15 protein-coding genes are annotated in these 23,142 nt (G+C 52.7%); 13 read left to right on the top strand and 2 right to left on the bottom strand.

Annotated features, from left to right (window positions below; all coding sequences use genetic code 11):
- The first annotated feature begins 187 nt into the window (after positions 1-187).
- On the top strand, positions 188-1,180 hold the full coding sequence (locus tag BSZ32_RS13910) for a sialate O-acetylesterase (RefSeq protein WP_165788858.1): 993 nt from the start codon (positions 188-190) through the stop codon (positions 1,178-1,180).
- A 993-nt stretch (positions 1,181-2,173) separates the two neighbouring features.
- Here BSZ32_RS13910 and BSZ32_RS13905 read toward each other — a convergent pair.
- Both BSZ32_RS13905 and BSZ32_RS13900 read right to left on the bottom strand, forming a co-directional pair.
- Entirely contained in the window at positions 2,174-5,377 is a 3,204-nt protein-coding gene (locus BSZ32_RS13905) for a DUF6288 domain-containing protein (RefSeq protein WP_206018855.1), read from the bottom strand.
- 277 nt (positions 5,378-5,654) lie between these two features.
- On the bottom strand, positions 5,655-6,347 hold the full coding sequence (locus tag BSZ32_RS13900; RefSeq protein ID WP_105043971.1) for a 3-keto-disaccharide hydrolase: 693 nt from the start codon (positions 6,345-6,347) through the stop codon (positions 5,655-5,657).
- Between the two features lie 245 nt (positions 6,348-6,592).
- Here BSZ32_RS13900 and BSZ32_RS13895 point away from each other — a divergent pair, with 245 nt between their 5' ends.
- The 12 genes from BSZ32_RS13895 to BSZ32_RS13845 all read left to right on the top strand — a co-directional run bounded on the left by BSZ32_RS13895 (position 6,593) and on the right by BSZ32_RS13845 (position 23,128).
- Positions 6,593-7,918: a sialate O-acetylesterase gene (locus tag BSZ32_RS13895; protein ID WP_105043970.1), complete on the top strand. Its 1,326-nt coding sequence runs from the start codon at positions 6,593-6,595 to the stop codon at positions 7,916-7,918.
- 17 nt (positions 7,919-7,935) lie between these two features.
- Positions 7,936-9,798, top strand: a complete 1,863-nt coding sequence (locus BSZ32_RS13890; RefSeq protein WP_105043969.1) for a right-handed parallel beta-helix repeat-containing protein — start codon at positions 7,936-7,938, stop codon at positions 9,796-9,798.
- Positions 9,799-9,976: 178 nt separating this feature from the next.
- Positions 9,977-10,765, top strand: coding sequence for a YdjY domain-containing protein (locus BSZ32_RS13885; RefSeq protein WP_105043968.1), 789 nt, complete (start codon positions 9,977-9,979; stop codon positions 10,763-10,765).
- A gap of 74 nt (positions 10,766-10,839) precedes the next feature.
- On the top strand, positions 10,840-11,580 hold the full coding sequence (locus tag BSZ32_RS13880) for a HEAT repeat domain-containing protein (RefSeq protein ID WP_129589769.1): 741 nt from the start codon (positions 10,840-10,842) through the stop codon (positions 11,578-11,580).
- Positions 11,580-12,599 (top strand): hypothetical protein, encoded by a 1,020-nt coding sequence (locus BSZ32_RS13875; protein ID WP_105043966.1) that lies wholly within the window; start codon positions 11,580-11,582, stop codon positions 12,597-12,599. Before BSZ32_RS13880 ends, BSZ32_RS13875 begins: the two co-directional genes overlap by 1 nt.
- Before the next feature lie 48 nt (positions 12,600-12,647).
- A complete protein-coding gene (locus BSZ32_RS13870) occupies positions 12,648-13,187 on the top strand; it encodes a hypothetical protein (protein WP_105043965.1) in 540 nt (179 codons plus the stop codon).
- Positions 13,188-13,214: 27 nt separating this feature from the next.
- Positions 13,215-13,643: a spermidine synthase family protein gene (locus BSZ32_RS18960; protein ID WP_165788857.1), complete on the top strand. Its 429-nt coding sequence runs from the start codon at positions 13,215-13,217 to the stop codon at positions 13,641-13,643.
- Positions 13,562-15,880, top strand: a complete 2,319-nt coding sequence (locus BSZ32_RS13865; protein WP_338066243.1) for a spermidine synthase — start codon at positions 13,562-13,564, stop codon at positions 15,878-15,880. Before BSZ32_RS18960 ends, BSZ32_RS13865 begins: the two co-directional genes overlap by 82 nt.
- Positions 15,881-16,019: 139 nt before the next feature.
- Positions 16,020-18,794, top strand: coding sequence for a DUF1588 domain-containing protein (locus tag BSZ32_RS13860; RefSeq protein WP_105043963.1), 2,775 nt, complete (start codon positions 16,020-16,022; stop codon positions 18,792-18,794).
- A gap of 35 nt (positions 18,795-18,829) precedes the next feature.
- Positions 18,830-20,230 (top strand): DUF1552 domain-containing protein, encoded by a 1,401-nt coding sequence (locus tag BSZ32_RS13855; protein ID WP_105043962.1) that lies wholly within the window; start codon positions 18,830-18,832, stop codon positions 20,228-20,230.
- A gap of 437 nt (positions 20,231-20,667) precedes the next feature.
- Positions 20,668-22,179, top strand: coding sequence for a sulfatase family protein (locus tag BSZ32_RS13850; RefSeq protein ID WP_105043961.1), 1,512 nt, complete (start codon positions 20,668-20,670; stop codon positions 22,177-22,179).
- A 79-nt stretch (positions 22,180-22,258) separates the two neighbouring features.
- Positions 22,259-23,128 (top strand): alpha/beta hydrolase, encoded by an 870-nt coding sequence (locus BSZ32_RS13845; RefSeq protein WP_105043960.1) that lies wholly within the window; start codon positions 22,259-22,261, stop codon positions 23,126-23,128.
- Positions 23,129-23,142 lie beyond the last annotated feature (14 nt).

Here is a 23,142-nt window from a genome sequence, read left to right as displayed (position 1 = left end):
GATCGGGACCGTTCTTTGCGAGTTGATCATCGGTCCCGCAAAGGTTCTCCATGCCATAGTGAAACTTGGTGGATGTCTCGAGGTTTTGAATTGCCTCATCCTCCCCAATGGAGATAGATTAATGGCGTTGGACTCAGCGCTCACGAGTCATTACCCAAAAAGTAAATTTCTAGCAGTAATTATAACGATGAAAGCACCAACCAGATTCACTCGTTCATTTGTCATTGCCACTTTGGCGCTGCTCCCTTTCGCTGCCGTTGCAAAGCCCGTTCCAGCCAACGGGAAGCTCAAAGTCTTCATCCTTTCCGGCCAGTCGAACATGGTCGGTTTCGGTCAACTCAAGGGCACTCCTGAGACAATGGAGACCTACGTGAAAAGCAAGCCCCAGGAATACGGCCATCTGGTCACCAAGGATGGAAATCCAGTCGTCCGGGACGATGTTTGGATCGTCAATATCTCGGATTTAGCCAAGCCGAAGAAGGGGCCTCTCACCGTGGGCTACGGAGCGAGTGAAGGACACATTGGCCCCGAATATGGTTTCGGATTCGCGGTAGGTGATCGTTATGAGGATCCAGTTCTGCTGATCAAATCCTCATGGGGCGGTAGATCTTTGAAACATAATTTCCTATCCCCGAGTTCGGCAGAGTATCCTAAACCGAAAAAGGATGGAGACATGGGTTTCCATTATGCAGAGGTTCTCAGACACGTGAAGGAGATCACTGGTGACGTGAAAAAGTATTATCCAGATTACTCTGGCAAGGGATTTGAGATTGTTGGCTTCGGTTGGCATCAGGGCTGGAACGATAGAATCGATCAGTCAGCGGTGGATGCCTACGAGAGCAACCTAGTGAACTTCGTCAACGATATCAGGAAGGATCTCGGCATCGAGAAACTGCCGTTCGTGATCGCTAATACAGGTATGGGTGGATGGGACATTCCAGCCCGTTATAAAGCGAAAGTTGAGAAGCTGATGGTAGCTCAACTCGCTCTGGCAGATGCCAAGAAATATCCGGACTTCAAAGGCAACGTCGCCGGGGTCGAGACACGCGATTTCCAAAGAAGCCGCGAGGAATCTCCATCCAAGCAGGACTATCACTGGATGAGAAACTGGGAGACTTACTATCTGATTGGAAAATCCATGGCCGAGGCGATGGCTGGACTCCTGTCCAGTGACAATTAATTCTACCCGCAGGGCTGGATCGGTGAAGGGCTCAGAGCCCAAAGGCACGGACTTAAGCGCTTTTCTTGTAGTGGACTCTATGTTGTGTGGATGGAGAAGCCTGCTTTTCGGGCCAACACTGCTAGAGCAGCTCGATACCTTCGGCATCGTAATTTTACGGATATGGATACCCCCAGACATCGCTGTGCGCTGACTGGGGGCTATAGAGTTCTTCACTTCCCGTGAAGTGGCTAACCCCAGCACCATAATGGTTGCTATAATGGTGCGCGCCATGTCTTGGGGTTTCTACATCATGGGGAGCATAATACTTAATACCACTTAGAGTTTGAAAAGAGACTAATGCTGGAGTGATTTCTTGAGAAATCAAGGCTCGACGAAGGAGTGGTGCGGGCACCATGACTGAGGAGAAACGCTGATTTATCAAGAAAGCGCCCAGCGCTCACTCGTTCAGCGAAGCGCATTTCCCTAAAAGCCCAAAATACAACATTTGTCTCTTTTGATTCACTAAGTGGTATAACACGTAAAACGTAACACCACGATGCGATGACAGGGATTCCTTAAACATCAGAGCTAGTTCTCAATTCCACAAATGTTGATGCGCGTCAGTGTATGTCTATCAAAGGGCGGAATGTCACTTCTAACACAAAAATCACCGCCAACACCCCCTTAAGTCCGCGACATTCGACTCAGAGTAGTTCCGACAATCTAACCGATCAAATGGTATCATTTGCGGCGACGAAGGATCAGAGGAATTCCGCCGAAACCGATAAGGGCCGCGGTGGTGATTCCAGTTGCAAGTCGAGTGACGGTGATGGATTTCATGAGACCCATCAAATGATGGGCTCTTATACCACTTCACACTCCACGATAATTTTAAGCTGTGCTCCTGCCCAGCGTACAAGAGCGCTTTAGGCGTCTCTGTGTAGTAGCCAGTAGGTGGTAGCAAGTAGCTAGCATGGAAAACCCCTACTTTCTACTTTCTACTTTCTACTCTTACTCCTTCGGCTTTGGAGCCGCAGGCAATTCTGGCAATTTCATCTGCTCGAACCAGAAGCTCTTGTAGCTTTTGATTTGTTCTGAGCGATGTCCCCAGCGCAGGAAGCCGTTGCAGGCGAGGAGAAGCTTGCCGTCCTCAAAATACTTGCGGGCGTCGTCGGTGATAGTTACTCCCCATGGTTTGCTAGAGTTGCGACCGCTACCACCAGGGATGGTTGCCCAGCCCTTTCTGGCGTTCTTCAAGTGCTCACCGTCTAGCCAGACGTCGGTGCCGCCACCGGCGTTGTAGTGGGAGCGTCCTCCGACGAGCATGCGGTAGGCATAGCCCTCGCGCAGTGGTGGTAGTTCGATCTTGGCACGCATCAAAAGAGCTTCCTTATCCCAGAAGGTATTTGGTTCGTCGTCGCAGCCGCAGAAGTAGTGATCGCCATTGCACTCGCCGAGAGAGGCGAGTTTTCCGCCATTGTTTGCGAAGGGTGCAAAGCCAGTTTTCCAGCCGGCTTTCTTTGGATCGAACTCGGGTTTAAACCAGTTTTCATTGCCAGCAGGCAGGGTGACTTCGCGGAAGCGGTGGCCACTTTCCCAGAGTTTTTTCTCCTTCGGGTCAAAGGTGTGGTACTGCCACTCGATCTTGTCGCGAGCTGGGCCGTGGAGCTTCCAGTCATAGTCGTGATTACCCGCCTTTTTGTAGAGAGCGACCAATCCATCAATGGCTCGTCCTGGTTGGCGGGTGATCAGTTCTTTGTCGAGGGCCCTTCGGTTCTTCTCGATGTATTCCGGGATCAGCTGGTCCTTGATGATAGGGACGAATGCCTGCTTGAGTTCTGGACCGAACTGCGAGCCATCGGAGCCGAGGAAGAGTTTTGGGTGTGGTAGTGAAACCTTAGGGTCACGTTTCTTGGCGATACGGTAGAGGTAGTCATAGCCACCTGGCACAGTGATCATATCCTTGGCGATCGCGCCGAGCATGAGTTCGATGTTTTTCGTCAAGTCCTGACCACCTGGCTCGGCGAGCTCGGTGGGGAAGTTGACGTAGGATTCGCCGAGTGTGGCCATGGCGAACTTGCGGACTTCTGGGTCAGCGTCCTGGAGTGTGCGGACGATGCCGGCGATCGGCTGGAGGTCACCAAGTCGCTGAGTGGACTGAACGATTTTTCCGATCTTTGGCAGGATTTGCTTGTAGAGCTTTTTGTCTGTAGCAACGGGAGTGAGTGCGTGCATGGCAGCAGCGCGCATCCACCAGTCGTCGTGGTCGAGCCATGAGATGAGGCGTGGGACATGTGGAGCTACTAGCTCGGGACGTGCGAGGCCGATTGCTTTGAATGCACTTTCGAGCACCCACCAGGCTTCGTCTTTGTCGTTGATCATTTCAGCGACGAGGGCGAACACTTCATCGGTAAGCTGATCTTTAGGTAGAGCTTTGCCTTTGCCCATGCCGATGATGCAGGTGACACCAGTGAGGCGTGCGCGGGGGTCCTTTGATTTGAGCAGCGGCACTACTAGGTGGTAGCGGCCGTGTTTGTTAATAGCGCGGGCCGATGCCGTGCGGAGGGCTTGGTCGAAGTGATAGGCGTACATCAGCAGGGTGTCATCGCTGACCTTGGGGTCGTTTAGGCGGCCTAGGATGGGCATGGATGCGTCAGTGCGCAGGCGTTCCTTTGAAGTGTCCTGACGTTTGCCGGGCTTGTATTCGCCGGGCACCATTGAGAGAAAAATCTCATCCGCTTTATTGCCCCATGGGCGATCTGGGATGGCGTAGGTGTGGGAGTACTTTGAGCGTGGAGCACCATAAAGGCGCAGGTGCTTGCGTGGTAGGGTGTAGATGAGTGGGATGAAGTTGGCGAAGCCGCGGCCTTCTAGGCCAGTCTTGTCGTAACTGACATTCCATCCGCTGACCCAGCCAAATACGCCATCGTGCGTGCGGCCTAGTTCGTACATCCAGCGGCGCTCGTCCATGAAGGACTGATACTCGGCAGGGCGCTTGTCGCGCACGACACCCATTGCGGGGCCGCGCCAGTATTCACCGATGCCTCCACCGGTGTGTCCGTGGAAGAGCCATGAGGTGGAGTAAAATGCTTTTGTGCCGCTGACGTTGCGAGCTTTGGCGTAGATTGATTTTTCGCCGTCTGGGTGGAGGTTGGCGGCTGCTTGCATGGTGAAGGCTAAGCCTTCGGTCTTACCGTTGCCGGCAAATCCTCCCTCGGGAAGGTGGTCACCGTAGGCGACGTCGCCGTGGCCGGCGAAGCGGTAGATGTGGTGGAGTGAGCTCTGTAGGGTGTGCTCGTCGACTTTGACGCCGCACTCTTTCGCCATCAGCAGAAAAGTCACTGCGTGTAGGCCGGCGGCATTGAGGTGACCGCCGCCCATGTAGGCGTAGCTGGCGCCACCGCGGCCCATCCATGAGCCATTGTAGATTGTCCGCTTGAGGTAGTCGGCGAGTTTCTCAATGGTCGGCAGGATTGATTTGTCGCCAGTACGCAGGTAGTATTCGCACAATCCGGTGCCGCTGTAACCAGCGAACCATGGGTAGCTGGAGATCTCTTCTTTGTCCTTGTATTTTTCGACGATTTTCTTGATCCAGCCGCGAACGACGTCGAGGTCTTTTTCTTCGCCAGTGGAAAGCAGGAACATCAGAGCTCCATCTACTCCGATCTTGACGGATTCTTTATTTGCAGCGAGAGCGTCGGCACAGGCACGGACGATTTTGTCAGACTTCTTGCAGTCGACCGGCCAAGTCTTGCTGTAGGCACCGAGCGCTGGAATCTTTACAACGACTTCTTTGGCAGCGGATTTGGGGTCATCTTTGACCATCATTTTCATGATGCCGCCCTTAGCTTCAGCTTCGGTGATCATGTTGCCGAGGAGCACACGTGGATCGATGTCCTTGAGAGTTTTTCCATTGATGGTTTCAATGATTTGTCCCTTCTTGAGTTTGCCACAGGCCTCGGCTGGTGAGCCCTTTTCGACGCCGGTGATGTGCATGGTGAAATTTGGTTTACGCAGCTCTAGTCCGATGCCTACTGGGCCGAAGCGCTTGATGATATAGCGCGCAGCAGCTGGGTCTGGATACATGTGAAACTGGGGTGTTTCCTTGTAGTAGTCTTCGGCAGTAGCGAGGGTGGTGGTCGCGAGCATAGCTATCACCGATGCCAGACATAATTGCCATAATTTGATTCTTTTCACTACCTTTGCCATTTTCATAATTGTTTGTGTTCGGTGGATACGTGGTGTGCACGCCCAATATTTTGAAGCTATTTCGCACCATATACCCCCCGTGTCTAGCCCAATATTTTAAGGATGGGAACTGGCGATCATACTTGGGGAGGGTTGCTGTTTCTCGAGGTTCGGTTATTACCTTTGAGCAATTGCATCATTGGTTGGGTAGGTAACCTTGAACGGCACCTTCTTTCCCACCGTCGACTTTCATGATGTTGTCTGCCGAACGACAGGGGGATTCCTCCAGCCTAGACGAGCTCGTCTAATCGAGTTCCTTGATCCGCACATTTCTGTACCAGACGCGTTTGGCTTCGTCTTGGAAGCCGATGAAGCCTTTGGCTGGGCGGTCTTTGAGGTCGGTTTTACTGATATCGAGGTCCTGGATTTGCTCGCCATTGAGGGTTACTTTGAGTCGGTTACCGTTGAGGTAAATGATGTATTCATTCCATTCGCCAGCGGGTTTGACCATATTTTTTGATGGCCCGCGAGTTTCGATGATGCCGCCGCAATCGTGGCTGCCGGGCTTTTTCAATCCATGGGTGTCGAGGATCTGCAATTCGAAGCCGGTGGTGACGGGAAGCAGAGGATTGGCAATTCTCATGAAGACTCCAGAGTTGCCTCGCTTCTCGAATTTGAAATCGAGTTTGAGGACGAAGTTGCCGTACTTGCGCTTGGTCATGATGTAGTCGGCAAAGCGTTTCCACCCATGTTCACCCTTACGGGGTTTGATAGTGACTATGTTGCCTGGTTCGACCACCCAATTGCCTGTCGTTTTCCATCCAGTCAAATCCTTGCCATTGAACAGCGGGGTGAATTCCGAGTCCTTGTGCTTGGTGTAATCTGACTGGTCGGCAGCTTTGGTCTCAACTGGCTCGGCTTGGAGTTTGGTGGCGATGCCGAAACTCGACATCAAGGTGAGACAGAGGCAATGCGATAGAATGGATTTTGTGATCATGAGTCAGGAAGTCAAAGATGGTTTGTTATTTAATCAGGGTTTGTTCAACACTATTACTAGGGCAGCGAACGGATTATTTCAGCAACTTTCGGCCGTGCGGTTGGGGGATGATCAATCAAACGGTCGGGGGTAGTTCCTTGAGTTTATTACGGCGTTTTTTCCTCGTCGTATTTGCTGGGGCGTTTCATCTTGAGCTATCTTTGACATCCCCATTTTTGAAGTTGGGTGAAGATGCTTTTTAGGCTATGGCGTTGGCCGTGAAAACGATTATTGCACTCTTCCTCATCCTCGCCCCGTATTCTCTGGCCGAAGTCGTATTGCCCAGCATCATTTCCGATCACATGATTCTGCAGAATGGTGCCGAGATCTCCATCTGGGGAACCGCGGACAAAGGCGAGCAAGTCACCGTCGAATTTGCCGGCCAACGCCAGAAAACCACCACCGACGCCAAGGGGAATTGGAATGCCAAACTCACCCCGCTGAAAGCATCGTCCAAAGCTCAAAATCTTACCGTCACCGGCAAGAACAAAATTGTCGTTGAAGACGTACTCGTTGGTGAATCCTGGTTGGCGTCCGGGCAATCGAATATGGTGACGGGAATGAAACAGTGCCCCGGCAATGAACGCGCGGTCTATCAATCCCAGAAAAATAACAATCGGGTGCGGGCCTTTGTCAACGACCGCTGGGTCCTCTGCTCCGAGCAGGTGCTTAGCTCGTCCGCTGTCGCCTTTTTCTTCGCTCTGAAACTCGAACAAAACCTGGACGTGCCGGTCGGCTATATCATCATCGCCCAACTAGGCTCACGCATCGAGCCATTCATCCCGGAAAAAGAACACAAGGCCGCCGGGATCGAACGTAAGGGATCGAGTATCCACAACGCCCGCATCGTGCCGATTGCCCCCTACGCGATCAAGGGCGTGATCTGGTATCAAGGTGAATCCAACCGTGGATCGACGGATTACTTTGAATCGATCAAAGCCCTCAGTGCCGGATGGGCCAGGGAGTTCCGTCGTACTAACATCCCGCTGCACATGGTCCAGGTCGCTCCCTTCGATTACTCGCGGAAAGGTGTCCCTAGCTCGCTTCTTTGCGAGACCGTCTGGGCCGCCCAGTACCGCGCGGCCAGGGAGGTCCTTGGCGTCAGCGTGATCTCGATTCACGATACCAACATCAACGTCAAAAAAATCCACCCGCGGCACAAACAACCGGTCGGTGAACGACTCGCTGCGATGGCGCTCAAAGCCCAATACGGAAAAGACGTCGTCACCTCCGGACCGGTTTTCGCCTCCGCCACCCGCAATCGGGACAAGGTGATGGTTGGTTTTTCCGATATCGACCAGGGGTTGACCACCAAGGACGGCAAGGCCCCGACCTGTTTCGAGCTCTCCGCCGACGGTAAGGAATTTGTCGCCGCAATCGCTACCATCCAAGGGAAACAAGTCAGTGTTCACTCCGACAAAATCCCGGCACCAAAATTCGTCCGCATGGGTTGGTTCGACACCGCGACACCCACCCTGGGCGACAAAAATGGCTGGCCTGCAGCTATTTTCTCATCGCAGGAGGTTCATTAAATTCAAACAATAGAATCATGAAATTATCATCAGTATTCGCGGGCCTTGCTACGATGGCACTGGCTACCGCATCGGTCCTTAGCTCCGACGCCCTGTATCCACCCAAGGAAAACCGTAAACCTTCGCCGGGGAACACCAGCTACTTCATTGACCCAATCAAGGGGGATGACAAGCAATCCGGGCTGAAGCAGAACCTCGCGTGGCGCAGTTTTAGTCGGATCAACCAATTGGTGTTAGCTCCGGGTGACCAGGTGAAAATTACAGCACCTGGGTCGTTTGACCAAACGTTGATGATTGTGGGAAGCGGGACCGCCGACTCACCGGTGGAAGTCAGCTTCGCGTCGGGGCGGTACGATTTTCATACAAAGAATCTATGTCGGCGGAAATTTAACATCTCAAATACCAACGCTTCGCCTGAGGCGGATAAGCTGATTGCCATTTTTCTCCAAGACACCAAACACATCAACGTTGCCGGCCCTGGGGCGGACATCATTTGTCGCGGCAAAATGATGGAGGTCTGCATCGACCGATGTGAAAACGTGACGGTCTCCGGGTTGAGTTTTGATTATCAACACCCGACGGTCACTGAGTATAAAATCGTTGTCGTGGGGGATGGCTATGTCGATCTTCAAATCCACAAGGATTCCCAATACGCGATCGATGGTGGCAAACTCACGTGGAAAGGCGAGGGGTGGAGCTTTGTGGGCGGGCTGGGTCAGGAATTGAATCTGGAAACCAACGAGGTGCGCCGTCGGCGTGACCCACTCAATGGCCTGACAATGAAGGAGCTCAAGCCCTTCCTGGTGCGCGCCAGCGGAAAACACAAGATGAAGGCGGGCCACATCTATCAGATCCGCGAACCCTTCCGTGATTACGCCGCCGTCTTCACCCGGCGCAGCAAGGATATCACTTGGAAAGACGTCCACTTCCGCTTCCTTCACGGCATGGGATTGGTGAACCAGTTTTCTGAAAACCTGACATTTGATGGCGTTAAGATCGCACCGGACCCGGCGAGTGGAAGGACGACCGCCGCCTGGGCCGATGGCATCCAGGTCTCCGGCTGTAAGGGGAAACTTCTCGTGAAAGACTGTGTTTTTTCAGGTGCCCACGATGATGCCATCAACATCCACGGCACCCACCTGCGGCTGACCGAGAAGGTGTCCGATCGGCAGATCAAGGTGAAATTTATCCACAATCAGACCTACGGGTTTATGGCATTCAACGCCGGCGACGACGTCGAGTTTATCAGGTGGGACTCGCTCAAACCCTACAGCGCAAACAAGGTGAAGGATGCCAAGTTGCTAAACCCAAAGGAAATGCTACTCACACTGGAAAAACCCTTCCCCGCCGACTTCAAGGAAAAGGATGTCTTGGAAAATGTTACCTGGACCCCGGAGGTCGAGATCCGCGGCTGCATCATCTCGCGTATCCCGACACGTGGATTCCTGATCACGACACGCCGCAAAGTTCTAGTCGAGGACAACACCTTCAACGTTACCCATATGAGCGCCATCCTGCTCGAAGACGACGCCAGAGGGTGGTTCGAGTCTGGCTGCGTGCGCGATATGACGATCCGCAATAACCGCTTTATCCGCTGCGCTGAGCCCGTCGTCAATATCAACCCGCAGAATGGTAAGCCTAACAATGCCGTCCACCAGAACATCCGGATCGAAGGAAATCATTTTGTGCTGCGTGGTAAAACAAGCGTCAAAGGCCATAGCTCCACTGGGCTGACCGTCACCGGCAATACCACTTACTCAGAACCCATCGGGGATGACGCCTCGTCCATCAAAATTATCGACTGCGAGGATGTTAAGATCAGTAACAATCGTTACCTGCCACTCCAGCAATGGACCGAGAAAACGGGGGGAGCCTATTAGTAAGTGCGATGTGTCGATCATCTCTATGGACGGAGGTAGAGTCCTAGCAGTGTACGACAAGAATATCCAAAGAAATCCTCAACCCAAAAATAGGGACTCAGGGACTCCTCTTTCCTAGGAGAAAAAAACTGAGCTGGCAGTCCGCGAATCCATCGGATACTTTCCGCCAAGAATTCTTATGCGTCATCAACTGAAACAAAACTTGCTTGGGCTAAGTCTCTGGGCTGCGGCCATCATGGTCGCATCCGGTGAACCCGCGTCACCTGCTCCTGAGAATGCTAAAAAGCCACCGTTTGAGGTCACCCCAACGGAGATCAAGATGCCCGGCGTTACCATTGATCGGGCCACACGCGAGGTCAGCATAGCAGGAGAGGTCTGCCTACAGTCGGGAATTCTGGAATACGTTGTCTGTATGCCCAACACCTTTGAACACGAGGCTATTTTCACGACCTCAGCCAAACCCGAACTAGTGCACGCAGCACTCCTACTTTCAGGGCTAAAGCCCACGCCACAGCTCCGCGGAATGACCGAGATCTGGTGGGATAAGGCGATGCAGCAGGAAGCATCACGGGTCAAAATCGAGGTGGAATGGAAACATGAAGGAGTCCTAAAGCGAGTCAACCTCACATCCATGCTCCAAGGTCGCCAGACGAGCACAGTGGCCACGCAAAAGCAGGACAGTGAACCGCAAATTAAGGATGCCTGGATTTTCGCTGGCTCGTTTCTCCATTTGAACAAGGAAAGTGGCGAGCAATTTTATGCCGCCAACCGTAGCGGCATCCTAGTGGGAATCTGGCCCGACCCCAGCACCGTCATTCAGTATGGTCTGCCAAGCGGCAACCCCCGCGATGGCGAACATGTTGGAATAGAAATCTTCGAGGAGAATGTCCCGCAAGTGGGCACCAAGGTGAAATTGGTATTTTCACGGAAAGCTGCACCAGCCAAGAAAGCAGATACCACAAAATAGAACTGCATTCAGCAGGGTGCCGCTAAAATTCCACATTCCTCAACACATATCACACAACCCGAGAAACATTTAATATGAAACGAAAATTAACAATGACAGTAGCCTGTCGGTATTTATTAGGTGCCGCGATGGCTGCCCTTGCGACTACCAGTCTGATGGCAGACAGCTATTATAAAGGGGATCCTCAGTTCCATCAGTGGCCAGATGCTAAGGCCTCGCGCTTCCAGATCAGCCGCATTGGGCCCATCGGTCTCAGCCTAGAGCTTATCCAACCCGCCTTCACCATGCGCATCAGCGCCGTCGAGCCAGGAATTCGTTCCGCAGCAGCGCGCTCGATCAACAATCAGCAACGCTACCATCTCATCATGCCACTGCTGAAGTCCCAGGACCCACGCGGCCGTCACTCTGGAGTCACCTGTCTCACCGGCATGTTCAAAGGAAAAGGCATACCCAACGACAAAATCACCGATGAAATGTTCGCAATCATCGCAAAAATGATCAACGACCCAGAAGAATCATGGTGGGTCATCGAAGGTGCTCTCAATGCTTTTGGTCGCGCTAGACCAGAATTGATCGCGCCTCACCTCAAGAAGCTATCACTTTGGCTCAAAAATGATGACTGGTGGTTGCGCAAGGCCTCCATGGTCGCACTCACCCCAGTCTCCACAGACAAGCGATTCTACAAACAGATCCTGCCGATCATTGGCAAAATGATCTCAAGCAATGAGCGCGCTGTGGCGCTTCACCCGTCGGAGGAATTGTTAAATAACTCCAATCAGCCGATCCAGAAGTACAACAATTCGCCGTCAAGGTGATGGGAGATGCCTACGTGAATTTCCCAAACAAGCTAGCCGCACCCGGTGGTCAAGATCTCTCGGACGGAGTAACATACCTCCTCGACGGCATCGCCACTAACCTATCGAACACCCCAGGTGGCTTTGATAAGCTGTTCGAGGTCGGTCAGAAGCGCTTCCCCGAAGACACCCTGCCCCACTTAGACATCTTCATGAAGGCGGACTCTAATAAGTTTGGCCCAGAAGTGAAAAAAGCATTCGTGCCACTCATCAAGAACCAATTGATCCCTGAATACACCAAGGCAAATAAAGCTAAACTCACTGCCGAGATCTCTAAGCACTCGCCGAACCGCACGGTGGATGGCCTCGTAGATCTCTACAGCCGAGCTGGTGTCGATGATTACGACTGGAAACTGTACGGCCCGAAAAGGACCGAGATCAAGTGGTCTTACCACAGCTTTGACCCGAATGACGGCAAGCTCTGGGAGAATGGATGGAGCTACCGCAAAGTCGATTGGCCAAAGGGCATGGAGAACTGGTTCACCGCCGACTTTAACCCGAAAAAGGCTGGCTGGAAAACTGGCCACGCACCTTTCGGATCTACCGCTGGAAAACTCGAATTCAAAGGCCGCTGCAGCCACAGCTACTGCGATTGTGCCTCACCGCTTAAGACTCTCTGGGAAAAGGAAGTCCTGATGATGCGCGCCGAGCTCAAGCTCCCACCGCTGAAGGACGGCCATGCTTATCGAATCTTGGTAGGCGGCCGCAGCCACGTCAAAGCCGGTGACGGATCAAACGTCTGGATCGATGGAAAGTACATGGCAAACAGACGCAAGACCGATCCCTCCATGACTGGTGTTGGCAAGCGTCAGGGTGGAAAGCCATGGGGGAGAATCATTGAAGACGATTTCCGCACCGAATTCGCCGATGGCAAAATCATCCTTTCATGCACTGGATATATGAACTTCGCCGGTGGCAGCAAAGCCAACCGCCAAAGTTTCTGGATTGAGGAAATGAAACTTCCTCCAGTCGAGAAGTAGTCGGCCAAAACAACGATCAGTTCTAAGAACACATCAAGCACAAGAATTATGACCACCGCACATCAATCAAAAAAATCTCAAAGTCCATCAGCGGACTTTCTCCGCGTCATGTCGCAGAGAACTGGGAGATTGCTGAGCGGTGCCATAAAATCTGGCACTCAGTTTTTTCGAAATTGCTCGCTAGCTGCAGCATTCACCGCCGCCGCTACGCCCAGCCTAATAGCGGCAGACTACCTCAAGAAGTCTAGCTACTACACCGAGGCGCCGCAGTTCCACACATGGCCCGACCCGGCGGCAGCCCGTTACAAAATCAGCCGCATTGGCCCCATCGGCCTCAGTCTGGAGTTGATCCAGCCGGCTTTCACCAGGCGCATCAGCGCCGTCGAACCCGGCTCACCCGCTGCCGCGACAGGCCAGCTCAAAAAGAGCCAAATCATTCAAATCATTCAAATCATCCAAAGCATCCAAAGCATCAACGGCAAGTGCGTGCTCGCCGTCTCCGGCTTCCTCAATTATGCGGGAGGTAAGAAAGCGAACCGCCAAAGCTTTTGGTTTGAGGAGATGAAACTGCCTGAATCTGTAAAATAATTCATTTTATCTTCACCACTTTAACACATGGATAATCAGTTAGAAAAAACTAACAACGGAACCAAACTCGCTCTGGCTCTCGTTTTTCTCTCCGGATTCGCAGCCTTGATCTATCAGGTACTGTGGATGAAACAGCTCGGTCTGTTGTTCGGCAATACGTCCCACGCCGCAAGCGCCACCCTAGCCTCATTTTTTGCCGGACTGGCTGCAGGTAGCTGGTATCTCGGTCGGCGTGTCTCCACCAGCAAGAACCCAATGCGGACTTACGCGTGGCTGGAATGCGGCATCGCTGTCACCGCCCTGCTTTACTTTGCTATTCTGGGTGTCTACCAAATGGTGTATCCAGCCATCTTCCAGAGTGTCGGATCCAACGGATGGCTCTTGCTCATCAAGTTCGCTCTCTCGCTACTACTCGTTTTCCCGCCCGCCTTTTGCATGGGTGGCACCATCCGGTGATGGGACAGTTCATGATTCGGGACCGGGAAGCATTCGGCAGAATCTCCGCCATGATGTACGGCATCAACACCCTCGGCGCCGCCCTCGGTGCCGCCCTCGCCGGATTCTATTTACCCCTCTGGCTCGGATTCAACGCCACCTGCGTACTGGCAATTGTGCTATCACTTGCAGTCGCCCTCGCCGCCTTCAAGTTGTCGCTCCGCCCTCTCCCAAAAACCATTCAATCCAACGCCTCACCCGAACCCAAAACTGAGATCGCCGAGGCTCCCCCTCTACCGACGACGCGTCAGGAACGACGGGCGCAGGAAAGGCTAGAAAAAAGTCGCCAAGAAAAACGCCCACAGAACGAGCCATCCTCTATCACCTCCGATTCACCACCGACCGCCGGACGCAAAGCTATTATGGCCCTGTGCTTCCTTTCTGGATTCGGCGTGCTCGCGCTCGAGGTGTTGTGGACCCGAATGTTCTCTCAGGTGTTAGAAAACTCAGTCTACACTTTCGCAACCATTCTCGTGATCGTGCTGGTCTGCCTCGCGCTGGGCGCGCTGGTCAGTTCAGGCCTCGCCCGTTTGAAGGCATCACCGCTGGTTGTTCTCACTTTGTTAGTTCTGGCTGGAGCAGGAGCACTCATTGCCACACCTCATGTCTTCATGTATCTCACCGACGAGATGCAAATCGTCACCTCCACTGGGAGTTGGTCGAGCTATATCCTGCTCATTTTCCGAACGGCGGCACTGACCATCGCTCCCTCCGCGCTCATTCTTGGCACAATCTTCCCTTACTTGATGAAGACCGAGGAAGCTCACATGAAATCACCGGGCCAGTCGCTTGGACGCCTCGCCACTATCAATACCATCGGTGCCATCCTAGGAGCTCTACTTTGCGGCTTCCTGCTGCTCGACGGGCTAGGCATTTGGCGTAGCATGCAGATAATAACCCTACTTTACCTCGTGGCCGCACTTTGCCTGCCGCTCGGCTGGAACCTCCGCAGCTTGGTTACCAAGGCTGTCTGCCTTGTCGTCCTGTTAGTAAATATGTTCGCGCTAGACCCAGCGAGCCTTCCCATTATTAGCACCGACCCCTTAGCACGTGAGGAAAAAGTAATCGAAATCTGGGAAGCCAGCGACTGCACAGTGGCTGTCACCGAGAGCCAAGTCGGCACCTCCATCAAGATTAACTCGCACTACAGCCTCGGCTCCACCGGCGCCTACATGCAAGAAAAACTCCAGGCCGATCTACCGCTGATGATTTACCCTGAGACCGAGAGCCTCTTCTTCCTGGGCGTCGGTACCGGAATATCCGCTGGAGGCGCCCTCGACCCGAGCCACAAAAACGTCAAAAAAGTCGTCGCCTGCGAGCTCGTGCCGGAGGTGATCACCGCCTCGAAAAAATACATGACCGACTTCCACGGCTTCGACTGCACTGGCGGACTCTTCAATGACCCACGGGCCACCGTATTGGTCGAGGACGGCCGTCACTACCTGATGGCCACTAACGAAAAATTCGACATCGTCAATGCCGACCTCTTCGTCCCCTTCCGCTCCGGCGCAGGCAGCCTCTATACTAAGGAACACTTCGAGAGCTCGAAAAAACGGCTCACACCAGACGGCGTCTTCGTTCAGTGGTTACCGCTCTATCAACTTACTGAAAACGAGTTCTCCATCATCGCCCGCACCATGATCGAGGTCTTCGATCAGGTGTCGATGTGGCGCCACAACTTCCAACCGGGCGATGAGATCGTCGCACTCATTGGTCACCAAAAAGGACAAACCCTGCCCGCCAGTGACATCGACAGCTGGGCCGACAAACTCTACGCTATATCTGGCAAAGACCCGAGCGACCTGATGCGTTTGAACCTCCCACTCGACCCACAGACCATCCTCTTTTTCTACGGTGGAAACCTCACCGCAGCCCGGGAACTCTTCGAGGACTACCCGCTAAACACCGATGACCGACCCGTGATCGAGTACCAGGCCCCACGATCTTACCGTAAAGGCTCATCTGATCAACCACCATGGCTAGTAGGCGCTCCCTTCGCTAACCTCGTGGACAAAATTCAAACTATTTGCCCGCCATCTGACGACCCCTTACTAGTAAACCGCAGCACAGACAATCGCCGCATGCCACTAGCTGGTAGCGCCTTCCACCGTGCCCGTATAGAATCTCTCAAAGAAAACACCGAGGCCACCCAAAAGGCATGGACCGAGTTCGTCAAAGAGTGGACCGCCACTGACTAACGACTCTCACAGCCTCTGGTAGGCTATTGGAGCATATAATATTGAAAGATCTCCCAGCCTGTCACAGTATTCAGTCAATTACACGCACCCCCATTTCATTCCTGTCATGGATGTGTGTGTGTTTTTTTAGAACTAGCCAATGACTTCCGTGCACAACGAAACAGAGACAGCAACACCCGACATCGCCCCCGTGTCACCGCGTTTCCAGACTCTTCGCAGCAGCGTTGTGAGCAGAATGATGTCGCTGCCTGCGGTGGTCATCGTTTCATTTATCGTGCTCCAGAGCTTCGCAACTGCGGAGTTCAGGGAGTGGACTGATGTCAAAGGCCGGAAGGTCTCCGCCAACTACAGGGGGATGCAAAATGGCAAAGTCAGCCTTGAACTAAAAAATGGTAGAGTTCTCCCCTTCTCACTCAATTCACTCAGCAAAGCCGACCAACAATGGGTCGAGCAAGCATCAGCCACCAGCAGTGAAACGAAAGCCAGCAGCAATCCCGACCCCAAAACCCCTTTCGAAGTCCACCCAAAGATGGACATTCTGCTCGATGTATACTGCTACTCCTGCCACGACGAAGACAAGCAGAAAGGCGACATCCGACTCGACCAACTTGGTACATTGTCCCATCGCTCCAGACTGGAGCTTCTTAACAAAATGCAGGAACAGCTCTTTTTCGCTGAAATGCCACCAAGAAAGAAAAAATCCCAACCGACCGATCCCGAACGCAAGCAAATGGTCGAATGGATCACCAGCGAGCTTGATAAATTTGACGCCTCGAACCTCGAGGACAAAATGCGCTACCCTGACTACGGCAACTACGTCGATCACGACAAGCTCTTCAGCGGTAAAATCAAAGACAGCCCGTACACCCCATCGCGACGGTGGCTTGTCAGCCCGCAGATTTTCCATCAACGGGTCGCCGATGTTTTTAAACTTCCAGCAAAGGGGCGTCCGCGCAGCTTTTACGGCGTCACCAATCCCTTCATTTTACCTGACCACGCCGGAGTTCGCTATTACGATCACTCCGCGCTGGATGGTGGTCACCTACTGATGATGCTGACCAATGCCGAGTGGATCTCTAAAAAACAAATCAGGGCCGGCCGAGTCAAGAATGGCGAAATCAAAGCTGGCGACTTCGAAAACCGCAGCGACAAATGGCTGCCTGGAAAAACCCCCGCTGCCTTTGAGGACATCATTTTGAAAAAATCAAAACCGACGGGTAAGGAAATGATCGCCGCCATCCACGCCCAGTTTGACTGCGTTCTGCAGCGCCAGGCCAGCGACAGCGAACTCAAGCGGTACCTGCCATTGCTAGAATCAACCATCGAAATCGGTGGCAATACCGAAGGACTACGTCAGATGCTCATCAGCGTTCTTTTGGAATCCGAGTTCCTCTACCGTTACGAATTTGGTGCTGGATCAGTAGATAATCACGGAAGAAAAAAACTCTCCCCTCGTGAAGCGAGTTACGCCATTGCCTACGCAGTTTCCGACCGCGGCCCCGATGAAACATTGGTAAAAGCAGCGCAAGAAGGAAAGCTCACCACCAAGGCTGATTTCCAACGAGAAGTCACACGCCTACTCAACGACAAACAAGCATTCTTTGCCGAAGGCGCACCGACCCTCAGCGGCAAAAACCTCAGATCTCACAAGGTCAGCCACCCTAAGCTCAACCGGTTCTTCCGTGAATTCTTCGGCTACGCTAACAGCGTCAAAGTATTTAAAGACACTCCACGCAGTGGTGGGTTTTACAGTAACACCGGCAGGGGGAGCTCGGGAACCGCTGGTCGGGTCACCAATGAGGCGGACAGAATCGTCGACTACATCCTCAAAGAAGACAAAAACGTCTTCGAACAGCTCCTAACGACTGAGAAAAATTTTGTCTATCACCCACACAACAATGAAGCTGGCACAAAACTCGTCGATGGATGGCGCGAGGTCTATGAGACTCTGAAAGACACCAACTGGCGTGAGCAACCCTATGAAGTTGCCAAAAAACATGAGGAACTCGTTTGGAAACACCTAAGGGTAAAGCCCGCTAAAAAAAACAAAGGTGCCAAACGCCACGACGCCACCTTGGGCAGGTACATGGAATATTTCGAAAACACCTTTGGCAAAGGCAACACCCCCTTCACCGCCCTCCATTGGGCCCACGGATTTAACTTCCGCTATGCCGAGATCTACAACCTCCCCCCCGCAGCCGGCACCCGTGGCGGATACAGTGACAAAGAAACATGGGATTACCCCGTCGTGCAGCCCTTTAAAATGCCCAACCGCAAAGGCATCCTGACACACCCCGCTTGGCTGGTGGCCAACTCACAAAACTCTGCCACGGATCCAGTCCACCGTGGCAAATGGGTCCGCGAGAAACTCTTGGCCGGTCGCGTCCCAGATGTGCCAATCACCGTCGACGCCCAAATCCCCGAGGACCACCACAAAACCCTGCGCGAACGACTCGATTCGGTCACCACCAAAAAGGAATGCTGGAAATGCCACGAGCACATGAACCCACTGGGCTTACCATTCGAGGCATTTGATGACTTCGGCCGCTTCCGTACCGAAGAAGAACTCGAGCACCCAGATAACTTGCTCACCAAAGGAAATGGTAAAAATAACGCAAATACCTACAAAACCAGACCAGTCAATCCGCGTGGCCACCTCAAAGGCACCGGCAACCCCAAACTCGATGGCGATGTCAAAGACGTGTTCGACATGATCGAGCGTTTGGCAAAATCTGAGCGCGTCCGCCAATCAATCATCCGCCACGCATTCCGCTACTTCATGGGCCGCAACGAAACCCTAGCCGACTCCAAGACGCTGATCGATGCCGATGACGCCTACGTCAGCTCCGAGGGGAGCTTTCAGGCTGTCATTATTTCCCTGCTTACCTCAGATTCCTTTATCTACCGAAAATAACCCCACTTTCCCTTCCTAACCGAAGAGCAAATACTATGAAAACACGAAGAGATTTTATCAAAAACGCCATGCTCAGCACCAGCGCCCTAGCGCTTGGGCCGAACCTCTTTGCCAGCGCCCCCACCGGCAAAGCTCCAAAGCGTTTCATCTTCATTCACAAGGGTAACGGCCTGCTTCCAAATGTACTGATCCCATCCACGTTCAGCAAGAAGGAGATGGAAATGGAAAAGAGGAAGGAAGCATTCGAAGCCGATCTAGGGAAACACGACCTTCCAGAGTGGATGAGTTCCCTCAACGAACACAAGGAGAACATGACCATCCTCCAGGGACTCTCCGGAAAAATGTGCACCACTGGCCACCACACCTGGCAATCGTCGCTCGGCGTCTATAAAGCCAACGAACGACTCAGCTCGATCAAGTGGGCGACCGTTGATTTCGAACTGGCAAAACTCTTCCCTTCACCACTCGAACACATCGAACTCGCCTGTTTCCCTATCGGCGGTGGTAATTCGCGCGGCAACATCAACGGCATCGAAAAAGGCTTCTCAGCCCGCGGTCCACAACAACCCAACTACGCATTCGGCTCCCCAAAAGTCGCCATGCAAGAACTCTTCAAATCAGTTGCCAACAGCAAGGACGACCGCATCAAATACGAACTCGAACGCAAAGTCCTCGAGTTCGCCGCCAAAAGTGAAGGAGACATCGCCAGCCACCTCGCCGGACTGGAACAATCGAAAATTCAAAACTACGCGGAATCCATCGAATCAATCCGCAAACGGAACACAAAAATCGATGGCATGGCCGATGTCATCCGCAAGCACGTCCCTAAGCTGGATGAAAAATACTTTGCCGACGAACTCTCGACCGTTGACCGACAGTTAGGCCACACTGAGATTCTACTCTCCACACTTATTTCCGGCATGACCAATGTGGTTACCTTCACCGTGGATGAACTAGGCACTCTTTATAACGGACTTGACGATATCGAAAAGGAAATCGTCAACCTGCACGACGTAGGCCACGGTAAACCCGTCGGAGACTTCAAGGCCTTGGAGGTGCGGGAAAAAGTCCGCCGTCAGCACATGGGCTTGGTCGACACCGTCGTCAAACGCCTCAAGGCCGTCCCAGAAGACGGTGGCACCATGTTCGACAACACCATGATTTTCTACTTCCCGGATAACGGCGAAACCCACCACAGTCACGGCACCGAATGGCCCTTCATCGTCATGGCCGGCAACAACTGCAAACTCGACATCTCCGGGAAATACATCCGCCTCCCTAAATACGGAGACGAAGGCCACAAAACACTAGGAAACTGGTACACCTCCGTCCTCAACGCCTACGGCAACTCGGTCCCCCACTACGGCGACTTCGACACAGGCCTGACCCAATACGGCATCAATCAATCCGGCAATATCCCACAGTTCCTCGGCTAGAGCAACACAGCGCATACCATTTTAAAAAACCTTGTCCGTGGCGTCCAGCCACGCTCAAGCCTCCGCATTTGAATAGTAAATTCCTTGCAGTTGTTTTTCTGGGCTAATAACGTAATTGGAGCAAGAACCGTCAACGCTGTTAGTTTACAAAGAAAAAATACCGACATCTAGTTTCATCGTTGAAACCGATGTTAGCTATTATGTTAGTTAGGACCAGATAATGGTGACGGATTCTATTCTCTGAGACGGAAACTCACCAAATACAAACTTCTGATCACCGAAATCATGCTCGCCATGCCGTAATCTGGAATTTACTCTAACTACCACATAGGAGCGGGTTTGACAGCAGATGCATGACAGCAGATGCATGACAGCCTTCGGACAGAGTTCGCCTCGCATCATAGCAGCAAATTACTATCTCATATAAACTAACAAACATGAACAAAAGATTCGTTCTTATACTTTCAGCTCTATCCCTGCTGCTGATTTCCCATAAGAGAGCCTGGGCTGACACTGGCAAAAAACCGAATGTCATCTTCATCCTCGCCGACGATTTTGGCTACGGTGATATGAGCTGTTACGGCGCTACCCACTTCAAGACGCCGGCCTGTGACCGTCTCGCCGACGAGGGGATGCGCTTCACCGACGCCCACTCGCCTTCGGCCGTCTGCACCCCAACCCGATATTCCATCCTTACCGGTCGATACAACTGGCGCAGCTGGCTCAAGAACTGGGTGCTTCAGGAAAACCACCCGCTACTCATCGATACGGATCGGCTGACCATGGGGAAGCTATTCCAACAGGCCGGCTACAGCACCGGATGTATCGGCAAGTGGCATCTGGGATGGGGCACGGAGCTGGGAACCGACTTCAGCGGCGAGGTGAAACCTGGTCCGTTAGAGGTTGGATTTGACTCCTTCTACGGGGTTCCATTCAGCCATAATAGCGGTAAATCGCGCCGAGTGTTCATGCGCGACCGCCGGATCGTCAACCTCAAACCGGGCCTCAAATTCAACAGCAAAGAGGCGATGAAGAACACCGTCCGTAAACTGGAAAACACAGCCATTGATCTATCCAATGAAGCCGTTGCGTTTATTGATAAAAACAAGGACAAGCCCTTCTTCCTCTATTATCCCACCACCAACATCCATTTCCCGCTCACTCCTAACAGTCGATTCAAAGGCACCACAAAGGCCGGGATCTATGGCGAGTTCGTGGTCGAGTTCGACTGGGCGGTGCAACAGGTCGTCGAGGCTCTCGAACGTAACGGCATCAGCGACAATACCATCGTCGTAGTCACCAGCGACAACGGCGCGCGCCCCCCCGGAAAACTTAAAGACCTAGAGGCATTTAACAACCACCCGTGCAACGGTCCCTGGCGCGGCACCAAACGCCATATCCATGAAGCGGGCCACCGCATCCCGCTGATCGTACGCTGGCCAGGGAAAGTGAAAGCGGGAACACTCTCGGATGAAACCGTGTGCCTGACCGATTTTTTTACCACCTTTGCCAAAATATTAAATCAGCCGATCCCGAACAATGCCGGTGAAGACAGCTACGATCTAACTAACCTTCTCACGGGGAAACCTCACAAGCACCCGCTGCGCGAAGCTACCGTCCACCACTCGGTGTCCGGACAGTTCGCCATCCGCCAAGGCGACTGGAAACTCATCGAAGGCAGCAGCAACGGCGATTACCCGAAAAATGACGAAGGCAAAATCGATGTCAAAACCTGGAACCCGGAACGTGATCCCACCACCGGAAAATGGACCAAGCTCGATTACTTCCAGCTGAAACCCGACGGGAAGTTCCAACTCTACAACCTGAAATCCGACCCTAAAGAGCAAAAAAATCTTAGCGTAAAACACCCCGAAAAAGTCCGCCAATTGCTCAAACTCCTCAATAGCTACCGCAGCAACCAACGGTCGGCTCCGATAGTTGGTAAATGAATAAGTCTTTTGTCAGTAAGGACCTGACCGCCACATCGAACTCTCAACCACCTCACTCCAAAAGTAATTTCCAAACAACATGAAGAGCCTATTTCTACTATTTTGCCTCGCTGCAAGTCACTTCTGCAGCGCTTCGCTGTCTTCTGCAGCTGAACTTTCAGAAGAGAAGTTAGAGCCCGGCGATAGAATGTTATTAAAGAGCGTCCCAGGAAAACACCAACTCTACCACCTCTGGCCTGGAGATGGACGCAGAAATGACGACCCCCTCAAGGAGTTAGAGGAAACGTTCGATAGACGCATAAGAAATGTCGTCAGCCCCAGCCTTATGGTGATGAAACCCGATCAGCCTAACGGCAAGGCTGTTCTTGTCTTCCCTGGCGGCGGCTACGGACATCTTGCTGCAAAGAAAGAGGGCAGTCTCGTTGGCCAATGGCTGAATCGACAAGGAATCACCGCTTTTATAGTCAAGTATCGAGTGCCTAAACGAAAGGGCGTCAATGCCCCTCTACAAGATGCTCAAAGGGCCATTCGTTTTGTCCGCGGCAATGCGAAACAGTTCGGAATCAACCCAGATAAAGTGGGCGTCATGGGATTCTCCGCTGGCGGGCACCTCTGTGCGACGACGCTTCAGCAGTTTGATGCTGCCACCTATACTCCGTCCGATGACTTGGACCAATTTGACTGCAAACCTAACTTCTGCCTCCTGATCTACCCTGCCTATCTCGATAAGAGTGAGCCGAAGGTCAAGGACCCAAGCATTCCTCTCTATATCGCGATCTCCAAGAAAGACGGATTCATTGACGGCGTTGAGACATACGTCGCCATTTTGAAAAAAGCCAAGCTTGACTATGATTACCATGTCTACCCCAGTGGTGGTCACGGTACCGGACTTGGTGGCTTCCCATGGATAGAGACCTGCGAAAAATGGCTCAGCTCAAAAATTAAATAGAATCCACAACGAAT

Origin of the sequence: Rubritalea profundi (assembly GCF_002954445.1) — a bacterium.
Taxonomy (GTDB): Bacteria; Verrucomicrobiota; Verrucomicrobiia; order Verrucomicrobiales; family Akkermansiaceae; genus Rubritalea; species Rubritalea profundi.
The sequence above is the reverse complement of the archived record's forward strand: the minus strand, read 5'-3'. Positions and strand labels throughout refer to the sequence as shown.

What these genes read in the sequence shown, in the direction of transcription:
- BSZ32_RS13850 (WP_105043961.1), top strand. Translation starts at nt 20,668, where the DNA reads ATGAACAAAAGATTCGTTCTTATACTTTCAGCTCTATCCCTGCTGCTG.
- BSZ32_RS13885 (WP_105043968.1), top strand. Translation starts at nt 9,977, where the DNA reads ATGCGTCATCAACTGAAACAAAACTTGCTTGGGCTAAGTCTCTGGGCT.
- BSZ32_RS13870 (WP_105043965.1), top strand. Translation starts at nt 12,648, where the DNA reads ATGACCACCGCACATCAATCAAAAAAATCTCAAAGTCCATCAGCGGAC.
- BSZ32_RS13845 (WP_105043960.1), top strand. Translation starts at nt 22,259, where the DNA reads ATGAAGAGCCTATTTCTACTATTTTGCCTCGCTGCAAGTCACTTCTGC.
- BSZ32_RS13895 (WP_105043970.1), top strand. Translation starts at nt 6,593, where the DNA reads ATGGCGTTGGCCGTGAAAACGATTATTGCACTCTTCCTCATCCTCGCC.
- BSZ32_RS13890 (WP_105043969.1), top strand. Translation starts at nt 7,936, where the DNA reads ATGAAATTATCATCAGTATTCGCGGGCCTTGCTACGATGGCACTGGCT.
- BSZ32_RS13860 (WP_105043963.1), top strand. Translation starts at nt 16,020, where the DNA reads ATGACTTCCGTGCACAACGAAACAGAGACAGCAACACCCGACATCGCC.
- BSZ32_RS13865 (WP_338066243.1), top strand. Translation starts at nt 13,562, where the DNA reads ATGGCTCTTGCTCATCAAGTTCGCTCTCTCGCTACTACTCGTTTTCCC.
- BSZ32_RS13910 (WP_165788858.1), top strand. Translation starts at nt 188, where the DNA reads ATGAAAGCACCAACCAGATTCACTCGTTCATTTGTCATTGCCACTTTG.
- BSZ32_RS13875 (WP_105043966.1), top strand. Translation starts at nt 11,580, where the DNA reads ATGGGAGATGCCTACGTGAATTTCCCAAACAAGCTAGCCGCACCCGGT.
- BSZ32_RS13880 (WP_129589769.1), top strand. Translation starts at nt 10,840, where the DNA reads ATGAAACGAAAATTAACAATGACAGTAGCCTGTCGGTATTTATTAGGT.
- BSZ32_RS13900 (WP_105043971.1), bottom strand. Translation starts at nt 6,347, where the DNA reads ATGATCACAAAATCCATTCTATCGCATTGCCTCTGTCTCACCTTGATG.
- BSZ32_RS13855 (WP_105043962.1), top strand. Translation starts at nt 18,830, where the DNA reads ATGAAAACACGAAGAGATTTTATCAAAAACGCCATGCTCAGCACCAGC.
- BSZ32_RS13905 (WP_206018855.1), bottom strand. Translation starts at nt 5,377, where the DNA reads ATGAAAATGGCAAAGGTAGTGAAAAGAATCAAATTATGGCAATTATGT.
- BSZ32_RS18960 (WP_165788857.1), top strand. Translation starts at nt 13,215, where the DNA reads ATGGATAATCAGTTAGAAAAAACTAACAACGGAACCAAACTCGCTCTG.